Consider the following 14,442-nt stretch of genomic DNA (forward strand, 5'->3'; position numbering starts at 1 on the left):
CGAATAACGGCGGTTTTCTTATGTCTAGAATGCAATACTAAATTCCGAAGTTTCTCTTGAGTACCAAGTGGCCTTTGTGGTGTTATTCTCGTTGTAAACTTGTACATAATCTGGCGTGTATTTGACGATAATCCCTGTAGTTTCTTGGTAATAAACACCTAGTTGATCAAGTGACCATACGTAGACAGGCGTTTTCGTTAGGGCAGCAGTAAATAGTTCTGAATCTGTATCTAGTAGCTTAGTTCCGTAAATCATCGATACACCTCTGTCATATGGATAGTAGTTGTAAGGCACTTATTAATAGGGACAGTACGGCAAACGAAATCATCACACAGTATTTATAATTTTTTTGTAGAGATTTTATTTACTGAAAAGGCTTGTTACTTTGAGGATTTCCTAAAATATGTAGAATATAAGCTGTTGATGCCATTAATTTCACAATTGTAATGAATAAGGGGATTATTTAGGAAGAAGATGATGGACGAAAAAGGTAAAAAAAAGAGGGTTCCCTAGCGTTTGAATTCCTTGTATAATAGGTAAGCTTTGCTGAATTGACAGTAGGTAAATTATGATTGGGTAGAAGGAGAAAGGGGTCAATGGCAGTGATTGTGGTTGGGGGAATGATCGGTCTTGGTAAGACATCTGTATCCACTTTACTTGGACAAGAACTAAATTCGAATGTTTTCTATGAAAGTGTCGATGATAATCCGATATTGCCGTTATTTTACACAGCATCACCGGAAGAAATTGAAAAGCATCGGTATCCGTTTTTACTGCAATTACACTTTTTGAATACGCGTTTTAAGGCCATTAAACAGGCATTAGTACATAATCGAAATGTACTGGACAGAAGCATTTATGAGGATTGGTATTTTGCTAAGGTGAACCGCGAGTTAGGGCGTATTTCACAATTGGAATTTGATGTTTATGAAGGCTTGGCGGATAATATGATGTCAGAGTTGGCAGAGTTGCCTAAGAAGGCGCCTGATCTCATGGTCTATTTGAAGGCTTCCTTCGAAACTGTGATGCACCGCATCGGGCTGCGTGGCCGCAGCTTTGAACAAGACCAATCGTTGGTCGATTATTATCGCAAGCTATGGTCTGGATACGATGACTGGGTGATGAATCATTATCATGCGTCTGAAGTTCTCATTGTTGATATGGATCAGATAGATGTCGTTAATCGCGCTGCAGATGCCGAACAATTGGTTCAAGAAGTTCGTGCCAAGTTATCTGAATTGGCCATCATATAAAAGAACTAAGCGAAATTTGTCGAAATGTCGAAAAGACCCCCTCAAACATGAGGGGGTCTTTCGAATGATATAGAACAAAATGAATTCAACGTTGTAATCCTAGAAAGCGAAGGTGATGATATTGTTGTTTATCGTATGTTACAAAGGCAAGCCTATGAGTGTACCTCTGCCGAAATTAGCAGCAACCGAGAAAATGTTGAAGCTTAGTCGTTCATTTGCCAATCTTGAGCTCGTCGAAGTGCATCAACAACAATGGCAGACGGCTTCGAATATTTAGGATTCACACAGCGTTATCACAACTCCTTCATCGAAAAGATGAAGGAGTTTTTGTGTTGTCCACTTTGTGTTAGAGTGGGAATGGGAATGGGAATGGGAATGGGTATCATTTATGAAAGTGGAGGTAGTTCGAGATATGATATTAGAGGTTATCGCAACTACGCTGCAAGACGCTATACGAGCTGAAGCGGGTGGTGCAGACCGGATTGAACTTGTTGCAGATTTGCAACAAGGGGGGTTAACACCGGATGTGGAGCTTCTTAAACGAATCAGAGCTTCCGTCCAAATACCAGTGCATGTGATGATTCGTCCACATGCACGATCATTTCACATGTCTGAAGCTGACATCGCCACAATGTTGGGATCGATCCAAAGCATGGAGCGAGCAGGTGCAAGTGCACTTGTATTGGGCGTGTTGACACCTGACCAGCGGATTGAGCGCCATCATCTTAATATGCTGTTGGCGGCTACATCTTTGCCTGTGACTTTTCATCGGGCCTTCGATGAAATACAGGAACAAGAGCAAGCATTATCCATGCTGCTGTCATATAAACAAATTCACTCAGTGCTCACTTCTGGTGGAGCTTCAAGTGCACTTCATGCAGTAGAGCAGATACGGCGGCTAACGAACTTTACCCGCGGCACTCACGTAAACATCTTGCCAGGTGGTGGTCTTACACTGGACAGTTTAGTTTCATTTGTCCAAGCTACGGAGGTGCAAAGTGTCCACCTGGGTACTGCTGTTAGAGAACATGGGAATGTGAGCGGAGCTGTGGAGGAAGCAAAGGTAAGACAAGCGAGAAGCTCCTTAGATGACTGGAAGGTATAGCAGGAACGAGAGGTTGATCAAAAATAATTTAAGATTTGTCCAAAAGACTGATGAATAGCTGATGGAAATTGAATATAATGGAAGAGTAAAACTCTGAGAAGATGAGGTGCTATCTATGTATGATTCCACAGATATTCAAAGTAACAAGGGAATGGCCATTCTCGGGTATATTCTGTTTTTCATCCCGTTAATTGCGGCGAAGGAATCCAAATATGCCTGGTACCATGCCAATCAAGGACTTACTTTGTTCTTGGCATGGGTCATTGTGAATGTCGTCCTCGGCATTATTCCATTCATTGGTTGGATTCTTCAGCCGATTGCGAACTTGGCTTTGGTGGTTTTGGCTGTGCTAGGCATTGTTGCAGCAGCGCAAGGTCAAGTGAAGCCTCTTCCGATTATCGGCGGCTATACGCTTCTGAAGTAGTAAGTACATAAGCAAAAAACAAGGCTGACTCCCTATAGATCATCTACGGGGAGTCAGCCTTGTTTCAAAATATCAGAATTTATAAGTTTTACTTACTAATTATGCTGAATTTCTAGATAAACGCTCTTGTCCTACCAAGGACGGCGTAGCCGTTTGTTTTGTTTCCTAAGGTTCTATCGTTTGGATGATTTCAGCGATTCGTTGGTTGACATTATCTGTGAGTAAGCCACCGTGGTAACAAAGAACTCTCTCGATATCATACTGTAAGAATTTACGCAATGATTGCAAGGCCAAGGGATAATCAGCACAATAAGCAGGTATAGGTCCTTGAAGCTGTCCTTCAGAGACAACCATAGAATCCGCGGCGATTAATGTTTTACTTGATGTATGATAAAGACTCATATGCCCAGGGGTATGTCCAGGTGTAAGGATGACAACGATTCCACCACATCTGTCGATGACCTGACCATCTTCTAATATTGTGTTAACCGGTGCTTTCGGCGGGTTCTCTAGGTTGCGTCGAAACGCGTCTCGCCACTCAGGTGTCGTGTCTGCAGGTAAATTGGCAACTGCGCGTTCAATAGAAGCAGGAGTTACTTTTATTAACATTTTATCGCCTTGAATATATGGCTTTTCGAGTTCAGATGCGAATACTTCTAGGGGACGTGAAGAGTCTTGAAGTAATGAAGGAAGTCCTCCGATATGGTCGATGTCCTGATGTGTAAGGATAACGGAATCCAATGTTGTTGCATCGATGCCTAAGGTATCAATTGATTTATGTAAGAGTGGAAGTGTTCCAGGGTAGCCAGTATCAATAAGTAGAGCTCCTTGCTCATCAACGAATAGTGCGGGATAAATGACATTGGTTCGACCCATAAGCTGAACGGATAATTCAACACCGTAAAGTCCTTCTGAAATTTGCATGCGAAACCCTCCAATTTGGAATGATAAGTGTGAAAAGACATAGAATGATCATAACTATTGGCTTGTATTAAGTCAATAAAATATTTAATCATATCACACTTTCGTATAAAAGTCAATATATGTGCTTATTCTGGTTGTGCCTTATATATTTTTGTCCAATTTTTGATCATCGTGTGAATAAAATATGAACAAAATCTGATTTTTGTGTTATACTAGTTTTAAAGCACTTACATTTAAGTCAGGAGTTGTGATGATAATGTCAAACAGAGCCGTGTCCGTAAATACCGTTGAGCGTGTTGAACGAGATGTGATGCCGTTAGTGAAATTGATGACTTTTGCTGCGTGGGCGTTACTTGCTATAGGTTTGGTTCTTAGCTTAGTTAGTTTAGAAAGCTTCAGTGACCGCAATACAACTTTAATGGTGGGTATTGGGTTTATGGTAGGTAGTGTCCACATTTATGTGATTCGTACAGCTATTCATTTGGTTCATTCTCGCAATGTTTCCAAAGGTGAATGAGAACGAGAGTTCGAAGGAATACTATGCAGGCCTTTCAAGTTAATACTTGGAAGGCTTTTTCCTGTTCATATTTTTCCAGTAGAGTCAACAAACGTTCTGTGACATTTGTTTTACATTACTTCGTCAAACCGTTGACGTATTTGTTAAGTTGACTTTGCGATGGTGAACTTTCATGAACAAGATGATATGGTGATAACAGGTAGGATTTGTTGATTGGGAGGTTAAATGGATGAAGAAGAGAAAGCTTGTACAAGCAGGAATGCTCTTCATGATGGTCGCCATCATCTTAGTACTTTCTGGCTGCAGCCAAGCTATGGTGTTGGATCCTAAAGGGCCCGTGGGTGCTGAGCAGAGAGATTTAATTGTGATTGCAACAATCTTGTGCGGGGTAATCCTCGTTCCGGTACTTGTTCTCACAGGTTGGATTGTATGGCGATATCGCGATAGCAAGACCAATAAGGCATCGTATAAACCAAATTGGTCTCACAGTACCTCACTAGAAGTTATATGGTGGGCTGTACCGATCATCATTATTGTTACATTGGCTGTGATTACGTTGAAGTACACGTATGCTTTGGAGCCGTCAAAACCATTGAAGTCGGATAAAGAACCGATAACCATTCAAGTAACATCACTTGATTGGAAATGGCTGTTTACCTATCCTGAGCAAGGAATTGCGACTGTAAATTACTTGCAAATTCCAGAAGATACACCTATTAAGTTTGAGCTCACTTCCGATGCGCCAATGAACTCATTTTGGATACCGCAATTAGGTGGGCAAATTTATACAATGTCAGGCATGGCAATGACGCTTTATTTGCAAGCTGACGAGATTGGGCATTACTTTGGTACAGGAGCGAATTTCAGTGGTGAACATTTCGCTGACATGACGTTTGACGTGAATGCAACTTCACGGGAAGATTTTGATTCTTTTATTGCGAAGACGAAGAAAGTTCCTACGAAATTGACCAAAGAAGGCTACGAAGAATTAGCGATGCCAGGTAAATCTGGTGTGAAATATTTCTCGGAAGTTCCCGAAGGACTATTTGAACAAGTGGTAAACAAATATACGAATGGTCAATCCGTTCATAATGGCCACGGTGCTGGTCATGAGAGCAAGGAAACCAAGGAAACGAAGGAAACAACAAAGAAAGAAAGCTCTATGAATGGTACACAAATGGATCATAGTCAGATGAATATGTCGAAATAAATGGATATCGATTAAAGTTTTATGAAAGGGAGATCTGCTCATGTTGGATAAAATAAAAGATTTTGCATCTGAGTTTTTCGTAACGGGCGATCCCATGATTCTGGGAGCTCAAGTTAGTATTGGGCTCTCATTAGTAGCCATGGTATTCGTGCTAACCTTCTTCAGAAAATGGGGGTGGCTCTGGCGGGAATGGTTGACAAGCGTTGATCATAAACGAATTGGTATTATGTATATCATCTGTTCGATTCTGATGTTATTCCGCGGTGGTGTGGATGCGCTTCTCATGCGCGTACAGCTCGCCATTCCGGATAGTCAGTTCTTGCAGCCTGATCACTATAATCAAATCTTTACAACACATGGCGTTATCATGATTTTATTCATGGCGATGCCGCTTATGTTTGGTTTATTCAACATTATTGTTCCCCTACAAATTGGAGCACGCGATGTTGCGTATCCATTCTTGAATTCACTCAGCTTCTGGATGTTCTTCTGGGGCGCTATGTTATTCAACGTTTCTTTCGTGATCGGCGGTTCACCTGATGCAGGTTGGTTAAGCTATCCACCGCTATCGGAATTGTCGCATAGCCCAGGTGTTGGACAGAACTTCTATATTTGGGGTATTCAAATTTCCGGTATCGGAAGCTTGGCAACAGGGATTAACTTCATTGTAACTATTTTGAAAATGCGTACACCAGGCATGAAGTTAATGAATATGCCGATGTTTACTTGGTCCGTCTTTTCTAGCTGTGTAATTATTATTTTCGCGTTTCCGATTTTAACCGTTACACTTGCACTGCTTTTCCTAGATCGCTTCTTAGGTGCCCACTTCTTCACATTAGACGGCGGCGGAAATCCGATGATGTATATCAACTTAATATGGATGTGGGGACATCCTGAAGTTTACATTGTGGTCCTGCCCGCATTCGGTATTTTCTCGGAAATTGTATCAACCTTCTCGAAGAAGAAACTATTCGGCTATAAATCAATGGTCTTCGCCATGCTGATTATCAGCTTATTGTCCTTCTTCACATGGGCACATCACTTCTTCACGATGGGTTCTGGCGCAGATGTGAATGCCTTCTTCGCCATTAGTACCATGCTTATTGCCATACCTACCGGGGCAAAAGTCTTTAACTGGCTGTTCACCATGTTCAGGGGTAAAATTCAGTTCACGACACCGATGCTATGGACGATTGCCTTTATTCCATGTTTCGTTGTGGGGGGAATGACAGGGGTCTTGCTATCTGTAGCGCCTGCTGATTTTCAGTTCCACAATAGTTACTTCTTGATCGCGCACTTCCATCAAGTCTTAATCGGCGGAGTTGCCTTCGGATATTTCGCAGGTCTCTATTACTGGTGGCCGAAGATGTTCGGCTTTAAGCTCAATGAACACTTGGGCAAATGGGCATTCTGGTTGTGGAACATTGGTTTCTATGTGTGTTTCATGCCGCAATATTTCCTTGGTTTAGACGGTATGACTCGTCGTACCTACACGTATAGCTGGGATATGGGTTGGGGACCGCTAAATGTGGTTTCTACAGTCGGCGGATTCTTAATGGGGATAGCTTTCCTATTCCAAGTGTGGCAAATCGCGCACTCCATTAAATTCATTAAACAACACAAAGTGTCTGGGGATCCTTGGGATGGTCGTACATTGGAATGGTCGATTGCTTCACCAGCTCCAATCTACAACTTTGCAGTGCTTCCTAAAGCAGATGTTGCTGATTCATGGTGGGAAGAGAAACAGGGTACAGTTAAAAAGCAACCTGTTCCAACCACCTATGAACCGATTCATATGCCTAAGAATTCGTCGATTCCATTCATTATTTCGACGCTGTGGTTCTTCGCGGGCTTCGGATTCGTCTGGGATTGGATGTGGCTCACGATTCCTGCACTAATCGGTGTTGCCATCTGTATGATAGCTCGTTCGTTCAGTTATGATACAGATTACTATATTCCAGCGGACGAAGTGAAAGCCACGGAAGACGCATGGAAAGGAGTGAAGGTGTAATGGCACACACAGCTGCACACGGTAGTCACGGCCACGAGCATGATCATGAACATGAGCACGAATCGCTCAAAACGTTCGGATTTTGGATATTTCTGATCACAGACGTTATCTTATTCGGTTCTTTATTCGCAACCTATATTGTCCTTCACCAGAATACGAATGGGGGACCGACACCGGAAGAGTTATTCAAAATGCCGGGCATCATCGCTGAAACCTTCATCTTGCTTACAAGCAGCTTTACGAGCGGATTAGCTTTGCTAGGCATGCATAAAGGAAACATGAAACAATTGATCGGCTGGTTGATTGTAACCGTGCTGTTGGGAGCTTCTTTCATTGGGTTGGAACTTGCAGAATTCATTACCATGGTTAATCATGAAGGAGCAACAATCTCCACTAGTGCCTTTCTATCTGCTTTCTTCACTTTGGTAGGTACGCATGGATTACACGTTTCCGTTGGTCTTATTTGGATGATTGGATTGATCTTTCAATTGAAACGACGTGGTATCACGACGGTAACGAAACGTAAAGTTACGATCATTTCCTTGTACTGGCATTTCTTGGACGTCGTGTGGATCTTCGTATTTACGGTCGTCTACCTCATGGGGGTGATGTAAGTGAGCAAACCACATGCAGACACGCATAATAATCATGAGTCTCATGGATCATTGAAATCGTATATCATCGGTTTTGCATTATCGATCCTGCTGACCATTATTCCTCTAGTAGTTGTAATGAATGATATGCTTGGAAGGACAGGCACATTGTTTCTAATCTTACTGATGGCGGTACTCCAATTTGCTGTTCAGTTATTCTTCTTCATGCACGTCAAAGAAGGCGAGAACGCAAAGTGGAATATCATGGCGCTTTTATTTGGATTAGTTATCTTAGTAACGATCGTAGGCGGTTCTATCTGGATCATGACCTACAACACAGTAGCTCATTAAGTTGTTAAATGCATTGGAAAATGACGTTTTTGGCCTTGTGAAAAGGGGCTGAAGACGTCTTTTTTTATTATTGACCTACGTCGATCATTTGTGGAAAAAGGGTTGTCTTTCCATTTGCGACATGATACATTATGTATCAGAGATACTTTTTGTATCACGCTACAGGTAGGACTATCTAAATAAATGAACGGAGAGGAGTCCAATGATCCGACGAAACCAACGATTTCGTAATCAACTCGATGATCACCTCGTCCATTTGCACAAGAATTTGTTCATTAGTCATGGAGACCCCAATTACCACGAGAAGGTTATTCGTTATTTGGATGCCAATTCGCCAGAGGCTCATTTCAATTTAGGGCAGAAATTTCGTGAAAAAGGGAATTGGAAGCGAGCCAGATTTCATTACAAAGAAGTACTCAAAACGTATCCCTCACCGTTCTATTCTGCTGCCAATCGTGCGATTCACCTTCTTGATCAGCAGCAAGCTGCTCACACAGCGAATCTAGAACAGACACTGCCCGGGAAGTCAAAGCCATTATTACCGCCATTTATGAAAATGTTGTTGCTCGTCTTACTGATTCTCAATGTCATCTTAGTCATATTTTTTGCTGGGAATCAGGCAATCCCACGTACGATAAGTTCGTTGAAACTGTGGAGTGCAGGCACGCAAGTTTCCTACGAATCAGTAGACAAGCCATTTATACTGTATCTTTCCCCAGAGATGTCACATGCCGATATTGAGAAGAAGCTCCATGCTCAAGCCTTGGTTTTGGCTAAGGAAGTTCCGAAGGTCACGATTCTCCTTTATGGGATTGTTACCGAGGACAACAGGGATATGGGGAAAACGATGTTGTTGACCAATGAAGAGGATATCGGACGGGCGATGGTTATCGCAACGTATCAGCCAGAAGCTGATCCCTTGGTTCACATCCGATTCCTGAACGCTGAATTTAAAGAGCACCAACCGCTTAGTGCGATTGGTGCTAATTTAGTTCGAACCGCTTTGGCATCTTATCGGGAAGATGTGGGACAAGCTCCTGCCCATATTAATGAGCTCCTGCAAGATTATCCCCTTAATTATTTGAGCTATATTCCGATAGAAGCGGTGTCGGGTTCAAATGAGATCAAATCCGTATACCAAGGTGATGGTGGTTGGGTTTTTAACCCCAATGCGACCGATATTGCACATATGTTCTATGCGAATGTTGCCGGAGGCGAGGGGGTTCCTTATGAACCCGTTCATCTTGAAGTGAATAAGCGTGATTATCAGCTCCAATTGGTTAGCGGCTCATACTTGTTATGGAACAAACCAATTGGACTAGGTGCTAATGGGAGCACGCCTGATGGTCTTTATCGGGTCACAGAGCGGGTGCAACAGCCTAAAGGCAAGACAAGTCAAAGCTATGGAGATGCAGGCTTAGGACTAGGATCTATCGCTTTACATGGCACATACGATGAAAGTTCAATTGGAGAGGCGAAGTCACTAGGCTGTATTCGATTAACCAATGAGGATATACAGCAATTATTTCCTTTCGTACCGAAAGGAGCAGAGGTTCGGATTCTTTCCAGCGAACTTCAACCAAATCTACAAGATGAAATGAATCACATGTCAAAGCTTACTCCATCGAGCTTGTCACTGCACTCTGAATCTGCGGGCGATGCTATTTTTCACTGGTTAGGCTAAAAAGCAGTTGGAGCTTACCGAGTGCATAAACTCGGAAGTCTCAACTGCTTTTAATGTATCGACAATTACTTATATTAACTACATTAAGTTCTCTGGATTAAGCTTCTCCAGCTCAGGGATAACGAAACGGCCGTCTTTGCGAATTAGCACGTCATCGAAATAGATCTCGCCGCCGCCATACTCAGGACGTTGAATCAGAACCATGTCCCAATGAACAGAAGAACGATTGGTGTTGTCAGCAGTTTCATAAGCTTGTCCAGGTGTGAAATGGATGCTGCCATCAATTTTCTCATCAAATAAAATATCTTTCATGGGATGTTGAATGTAAGGATTCACGCCAATCGCGAATTCACCAATGTAGCGTGCGCCATCATCCGTATCGAGAATCTCATTCAACTTCTTAGAATCGTTACTTGTCGCGTTAATAATTCGGCCATTCTCGAAAGTCAGTACGATGTTCTCGAAAGAAGTTCCGGAGTAAATCGTCGGTGTATTGTAACTGATCGTACCATTGACGGAATCTTTTACTGGAGCCGTATAAACTTCGCCATCCGGGATATTTCTCAGCCCTGAACAAGGCACAGCGCCGATCCCTTTAATCGAGAAGCTGAGATCCGTGCCTTTTGCGACCAAGCGGACACGATCGGTGCGCTTCATCAAATCAACGAGCGATTCCATCGCTTTGGCCATTTTACTGTAATCCAGGTTACAGACGTTAAAGTAGAAATCCTCGAAAGCTTCTGTACTTTTCCCAGCCAACTGAGCCATCGACGGATTCGGGTATCGCATAACGACCCATTTGGTATTGTTAATTCGCTCATCAAAGATGGGACGTTGGAAGTACTTCAAGAACAGCTTCATTTGCTCGTCAGGCACATCAGAAGATTCCGTAATGTTATCTCCGCTTCGAACGGCAACATAGGCATCCATTTGTTTCATTCGAGCAAGCTCAATGGCTGACCATGCGCTGAATTGTTCTTGCGTACCTTTCATTTGCAAGCTTCGCGTAATGGCTGGATCACGCAATTCAATGAAAGGGTTACCTCCGGCTGCATAAACTTCTTCGATTAAACATTTTGCAAGTTCAGGATCTTTAACGCCAATCATTTCAATCAATATGTTCTCACCGGGTTGCAGGCTCACGGAATATCGAATAATGTTTCGGGCAAAAGTTTGTAATCTTGGATCTCTCATTCTGTAGGTCTCCCTTAATCGAAAATACGTACCCCCAAATTATAACGTAACGTGATCCTGTAAGCCAATCTAGGCAATGGTTTCATGGAGATGGAAGGGGTATACTACATATATGTGCACGTAATTCCATCAAATTAACGACATGCAAAATCAACTAGAGGAGGAAGCCATGGCACGAGAACAAATCAAAGTACCCTACGGGTATGAACCACCGGCACATTCGGATAAGGGAACCGTTCTAGTATTCGAGACATTCGAAGATTGGACAGCGCACGAAATGAGTGCTTGTATCGCTTGGGCAGAAGAACGGAAATTCGTTCGCGTGATCTTCTACCCACAGCATGAAGAAACGCTCCGAAGAATGGACATTCGATCAGAAATGCCCTATTATGCCCGTCTGAAGCATCTTGAACAACTAATGGAGGATGTCGATACGCAGCTTCAGGTGGAAGTTGACAAATGGGAGGGCAAGCGGAAGAAATACACGCCGCTAGATACTTCACTAAACTTTTTAACGGAGAAATCGCCAGGACCGCACTTTATTTGTATGAGCGATCGGTATGCAAACCTGTTCGTTACCTACCCGTCATTCAAAGAATGGATAAAAAAAGCTAGACTCGTCATCTTTACGCAGTTCCGTGTTCCCCTTCATGGCAAGCTACATGATTGTGCCGAGAGATGGGAAACGGTGGATTTCGGGAATGGCGTTTAAATTCGTTCGATCCAATTATCAATTAACGACATTAATAATGGTTATCATTGTGGCGGGAATGAGTCAAGGGATGCTCTTGCCGCTGCTTACAATTCTACTCGATCGTTCTGGTGTTTCGACTGATGCAAACGGTGTAAACGCCGCGGCCCTATATATTGGGATTTTCGCGACGATGTTCTTCATCGAGAAGCCTGTTCGACGGTATGGGTATAAACCCATCATTATGATCGGAATGTCCTTCATTATTATTGCGAATTGTCTATTTCCGGTCTGGCAACAGGTCGGCTTCTGGTTTGTATTGCGGCTTATAGTAGGGATTGGCGATAGTGCTTTGCATTTCGCGACACAACTCTGGATCGTTGCTTCTAGTCCGAAGGAGAAGAGAGGACGCAATATCTCCCTATATGGGATGGCGTATGGGGTAGGTTTTAGTCTGGGTCCATTAGGCATAACCTTGCTTAAAGCGGGGATTTGGGTGCCTTTTATGGTGACAAGTACATTTTTTCTACTAATTTTATTGCTTCTCACGAGGCTCAAAAATGAGAGGCCAGAGCGAGCCGAACGACCAGAAGCCGCGCATAAACGTGCGTCAACCGTCATTTCGTTAGCTTGGTTCCCGCTGATTACTTCTTTGCTCTTTGGCTATATGGAAGCTGCCATGAATAGCAATTTTCCGCTTTATGGCCTGAGGATAGGCATTTCGGAGTCTACGATTGGTCTACTACTTCCCGTAACTGGCATCGGTGGGCTTATCATGCAATTGCCGCTCGGGGTATGGAGTGACCGCATTGGTCGTAAACCGATTCTCATGGGTACAGCCATAGTGGGGGCGTTGGCTTTCAGTTGTGTGCCGTTCGTTGGGACGAACTTATGGGGACTTGGGTTTTGTTTAGGGGTAGCAGGAGGTATGGTAGGATCATTCTTCTCGCTAGGGCTGGCTTATGCAGCTGATATTTTACCCCGTCATTTGCTGCCAACCGCTAATATTATTGCGTCTATTCAATATAGCATAGGGAGTATCATCGGACCTTTAGTTGGCGGGATGGCTCTTCATTATTTAAGTGTGTTTAGTATTTTCTACTTTCTTGGCCTCGTCTATTTGTTGTTTGGCCTTGCAGGGTTTATTTTCAAAGCGCGTCCGGCATGAAAGAAGCCACTTTCCTAGTTGAAGGAAAGTGGCTCTTGCGGTTGGGCTGCTAGCCGATTTCATAATTAGCAGCACGATCTGTCATATAGCGTTCTGTCAAAATCGTTAGCAAGGAGATCCCGATTTGATTCTCGCCGCCTTCAGGAATGATAATGTCAGCGTACTTCTTGGACGGTTCAATAAAGGCATCATGCATAGGCTTAACAGTCGTTAAGTATTGATCGAAAACGGATTGCAAAGAACGACCACGTTCATTAATATCTCGGGTTAGACGGCGAAGTATGCGGACATCGGGGTCTGTGTCTACAAAAACCTTAATATTCAACGCTCCGCGGAGGTCCTCATCCGTTAGGACGTGAATGCCTTCAAGCAGCACAATCGGTTTAACTTCGATGCGAATCGTTTCTTGCGAGCGAGCATGCGTAGAAAAATCGTAGACAGGAATGTCGACGGGCTGCCCGCTTTTCAACATATTCAAATGCTGAAGGAGCAATGTATTCTCAAAAGCACGAGGATGATCATAATTGATGCGTTCCCGCTCTTCAAATGTCAGACCGCTATGATGAAGATAATAATTATCTTGTGATATCAAAGTCACATTCGTGGATCCTAGTTTTGTAATAATCGATTTTGCTACTGTAGTTTTACCTGAACCGGTACCTCCGGCTATTCCAATCACGAGCATGTAAGTAGTGCCTCCCCAAATAACTTGAAAACCTTCCTACCTAGTTTAACATAATGTTCACCTAAAAAGAAAAAATGGCGTGAAGATGGTTATCAAAAGTAGGGATGCAGGTTTCATACAGAAGATAAATACGTAATTGGGCTATTATGGAAGGTGGCATTTACTGGGGAATATTTCCGGGTTATTCCGTGAGACGGTGAAAATTTACATTTAGCGTGTTTCCAGTCTGGGTAGCTAATGGAGATTAACTGGATTTTCTACATCTATTTCCGGGTAAAACTAGCCTTTGAGCGTTTTAACTGGATTTTTTACATCTAATTGTGCTCGAAATGCTCCCTTGGACGAAAATGGTCTGAAATAACGGGAGGAAATCCAGTTAGTTTGGGAAATATCGGGTAGCGTGAATTAGCTGGATAAAATACAGTTATTCGTCTGGTTGACGGCCTCCTGGTTATAGTCGATGCATGTGCCTAGATGAGCATGTAGAGCAACCTCAAACGGCAACTGCAAACCCAGCCCACGGACTAAGAATCGGAAACCTAGAACCCCGTCGCAGAACCAGAACCAGAACCAGAACCAGAACCAGAACCAGAACCAGAACCAGAACCAGAACCAGAACCAGAACCAGAACC

The 14,442-nt window shown here is 43.1% G+C and carries 17 protein-coding genes; 12 read left to right on the forward strand and 5 right to left on the reverse strand.

Going from position 1 to position 14,442, the window contains the following annotated elements:
• Nucleotides 1–24 precede the first annotated feature (24 nt).
• Nucleotides 25–255, reverse strand: a complete 231-nt coding sequence (locus tag A8708_RS21505; protein WP_068667222.1) for a hypothetical protein — start codon at nt 253–255, stop codon at nt 25–27.
• Between the two features lie 341 nt (nt 256–596).
• On the opposite strand from A8708_RS21505, the gene A8708_RS21510 reads away from it, so the two are divergent.
• The 4 genes from A8708_RS21510 (at nt 597) to A8708_RS21520 (ending at nt 2,782) form a co-directional block, all read left to right on the forward strand.
• On the forward strand, nt 597–1,253 hold the full coding sequence (locus tag A8708_RS21510; protein WP_068667224.1) for a deoxynucleoside kinase: 657 nt from the start codon (nt 597–599) through the stop codon (nt 1,251–1,253).
• Nucleotides 1,254–1,407: 154 nt separating this feature from the next.
• On the forward strand, nt 1,408–1,530 hold the full coding sequence (locus A8708_RS36885; protein ID WP_275667922.1) for a hypothetical protein: 123 nt from the start codon (nt 1,408–1,410) through the stop codon (nt 1,528–1,530).
• A gap of 135 nt (nt 1,531–1,665) precedes the next feature.
• A complete protein-coding gene (locus A8708_RS21515) occupies nt 1,666–2,358 on the forward strand; it encodes a copper homeostasis protein CutC (protein WP_068667226.1) in 693 nt (230 codons plus the stop codon).
• 115 nt (nt 2,359–2,473) lie between these two features.
• Nucleotides 2,474–2,782 (forward strand): DUF4870 domain-containing protein, encoded by a 309-nt coding sequence (locus A8708_RS21520; protein ID WP_068667228.1) that lies wholly within the window; start codon nt 2,474–2,476, stop codon nt 2,780–2,782.
• Between the two features lie 165 nt (nt 2,783–2,947).
• Here A8708_RS21520 and A8708_RS21525 read toward each other — a convergent pair whose 3' ends face one another.
• On the reverse strand, nt 2,948–3,706 hold the full coding sequence (locus tag A8708_RS21525; protein ID WP_068667230.1) for an MBL fold metallo-hydrolase: 759 nt from the start codon (nt 3,704–3,706) through the stop codon (nt 2,948–2,950).
• 256 nt (nt 3,707–3,962) lie between these two features.
• Between A8708_RS21525 and A8708_RS21530 the strand changes: the two genes are divergently transcribed.
• From A8708_RS21530 to A8708_RS21555, 6 genes are all read left to right on the forward strand, one after another.
• The gene (locus A8708_RS21530) at nt 3,963–4,223 is read left to right on the forward strand and encodes a hypothetical protein (protein WP_068667232.1); all 261 of its coding nucleotides are present in this window, start codon (nt 3,963–3,965) and stop codon (nt 4,221–4,223) included.
• A gap of 229 nt (nt 4,224–4,452) precedes the next feature.
• Nucleotides 4,453–5,433, forward strand: a complete 981-nt coding sequence (gene cyoA / locus A8708_RS21535) for a ubiquinol oxidase subunit II (RefSeq protein WP_068667234.1) — start codon at nt 4,453–4,455, stop codon at nt 5,431–5,433.
• Nucleotides 5,434–5,473: 40 nt separating this feature from the next.
• Nucleotides 5,474–7,444 (forward strand): cbb3-type cytochrome c oxidase subunit I, encoded by a 1,971-nt coding sequence (locus tag A8708_RS21540; RefSeq protein WP_068667236.1) that lies wholly within the window; start codon nt 5,474–5,476, stop codon nt 7,442–7,444.
• The gene (gene cyoC, locus A8708_RS21545; protein WP_068667238.1) at nt 7,444–8,058 is read left to right on the forward strand and encodes a cytochrome o ubiquinol oxidase subunit III; all 615 of its coding nucleotides are present in this window, start codon (nt 7,444–7,446) and stop codon (nt 8,056–8,058) included. The genes A8708_RS21540 and cyoC overlap by 1 nt, the downstream gene beginning before the upstream one ends.
• A complete protein-coding gene (gene cyoD / locus A8708_RS21550; RefSeq protein ID WP_068667240.1) occupies nt 8,059–8,388 on the forward strand; it encodes a cytochrome o ubiquinol oxidase subunit IV in 330 nt (109 codons plus the stop codon). It begins immediately after the preceding gene.
• Between the two features lie 202 nt (nt 8,389–8,590).
• Complete coding sequence (locus A8708_RS21555) at nt 8,591–10,072, forward strand: L,D-transpeptidase family protein (protein WP_068667242.1); 1,482 nt, start codon at nt 8,591–8,593, stop codon at nt 10,070–10,072.
• Nucleotides 10,073–10,150: 78 nt separating this feature from the next.
• Here the strand turns inward: A8708_RS21555 and A8708_RS21560 are convergent, their stop codons facing one another.
• Nucleotides 10,151–11,266, reverse strand: coding sequence for an aminopeptidase (locus A8708_RS21560; protein ID WP_068667244.1), 1,116 nt, complete (start codon nt 11,264–11,266; stop codon nt 10,151–10,153).
• A gap of 169 nt (nt 11,267–11,435) precedes the next feature.
• Here A8708_RS21560 and A8708_RS21565 point away from each other — a divergent pair, with 169 nt between their 5' ends.
• Together A8708_RS21565 and A8708_RS21570 are read left to right on the forward strand one after the other, a co-directional pair.
• Complete coding sequence (locus A8708_RS21565; RefSeq protein WP_068667246.1) at nt 11,436–11,978, forward strand: hypothetical protein; 543 nt, start codon at nt 11,436–11,438, stop codon at nt 11,976–11,978.
• Nucleotides 11,968–13,125, forward strand: coding sequence for an MFS transporter (locus A8708_RS21570; protein WP_068667248.1), 1,158 nt, complete (start codon nt 11,968–11,970; stop codon nt 13,123–13,125). Before A8708_RS21565 ends, A8708_RS21570 begins: the two co-directional genes overlap by 11 nt.
• A gap of 49 nt (nt 13,126–13,174) precedes the next feature.
• Here A8708_RS21570 and udk read toward each other — a convergent pair whose 3' ends face one another.
• Together udk and A8708_RS35905 are read right to left on the reverse strand one after the other, a co-directional pair.
• Entirely contained in the window at nt 13,175–13,810 is a 636-nt protein-coding gene (gene udk, locus A8708_RS21575; RefSeq protein ID WP_068667250.1) for a uridine kinase, read from the reverse strand.
• A 405-nt stretch (nt 13,811–14,215) separates the two neighbouring features.
• The coding region (locus tag A8708_RS35905; RefSeq protein ID WP_204787609.1) for a hypothetical protein at nt 14,216–14,442 on the reverse strand (227 nt) is incomplete at its 5' end.

It is taken from the genome of Paenibacillus oryzisoli, assembly GCF_001653565.1.
Lineage (GTDB): Bacteria > Bacillota > Bacilli > Paenibacillales > NBRC-103111 > Paenibacillus_E > Paenibacillus_E oryzisoli.

Excerpts from the sequence above, each read along its gene's own strand:
- A8708_RS36885 (WP_275667922.1), top strand. The coding sequence starts at position 1,408 with ATGAGTGTACCTCTGCCGAAATTAGCAGCAACCGAGAAAATGTTGAAG.
- A8708_RS21525 (WP_068667230.1), bottom strand. The coding sequence starts at position 3,706 with ATGCAAATTTCAGAAGGACTTTACGGTGTTGAATTATCCGTTCAGCTT.
- A8708_RS21530 (WP_068667232.1), top strand. The coding sequence starts at position 3,963 with ATGTCAAACAGAGCCGTGTCCGTAAATACCGTTGAGCGTGTTGAACGA.
- udk (WP_068667250.1), bottom strand. The coding sequence starts at position 13,810 with ATGCTCGTGATTGGAATAGCCGGAGGTACCGGTTCAGGTAAAACTACA.
- cyoC (WP_068667238.1), top strand. The coding sequence starts at position 7,444 with ATGGCACACACAGCTGCACACGGTAGTCACGGCCACGAGCATGATCAT.
- A8708_RS21570 (WP_068667248.1), top strand. The coding sequence starts at position 11,968 with ATGGCGTTTAAATTCGTTCGATCCAATTATCAATTAACGACATTAATA.
- A8708_RS21555 (WP_068667242.1), top strand. The coding sequence starts at position 8,591 with ATGATCCGACGAAACCAACGATTTCGTAATCAACTCGATGATCACCTC.
- A8708_RS21520 (WP_068667228.1), top strand. The coding sequence starts at position 2,474 with ATGTATGATTCCACAGATATTCAAAGTAACAAGGGAATGGCCATTCTC.
- A8708_RS21505 (WP_068667222.1), bottom strand. The coding sequence starts at position 255 with ATGATTTACGGAACTAAGCTACTAGATACAGATTCAGAACTATTTACT.
- A8708_RS21515 (WP_068667226.1), top strand. The coding sequence starts at position 1,666 with ATGATATTAGAGGTTATCGCAACTACGCTGCAAGACGCTATACGAGCT.
- A8708_RS21560 (WP_068667244.1), bottom strand. The coding sequence starts at position 11,266 with ATGAGAGATCCAAGATTACAAACTTTTGCCCGAAACATTATTCGATAT.
- A8708_RS21540 (WP_068667236.1), top strand. The coding sequence starts at position 5,474 with ATGTTGGATAAAATAAAAGATTTTGCATCTGAGTTTTTCGTAACGGGC.
- cyoA (WP_068667234.1), top strand. The coding sequence starts at position 4,453 with ATGAAGAAGAGAAAGCTTGTACAAGCAGGAATGCTCTTCATGATGGTC.
- A8708_RS21565 (WP_068667246.1), top strand. The coding sequence starts at position 11,436 with ATGGCACGAGAACAAATCAAAGTACCCTACGGGTATGAACCACCGGCA.
- A8708_RS21510 (WP_068667224.1), top strand. The coding sequence starts at position 597 with ATGGCAGTGATTGTGGTTGGGGGAATGATCGGTCTTGGTAAGACATCT.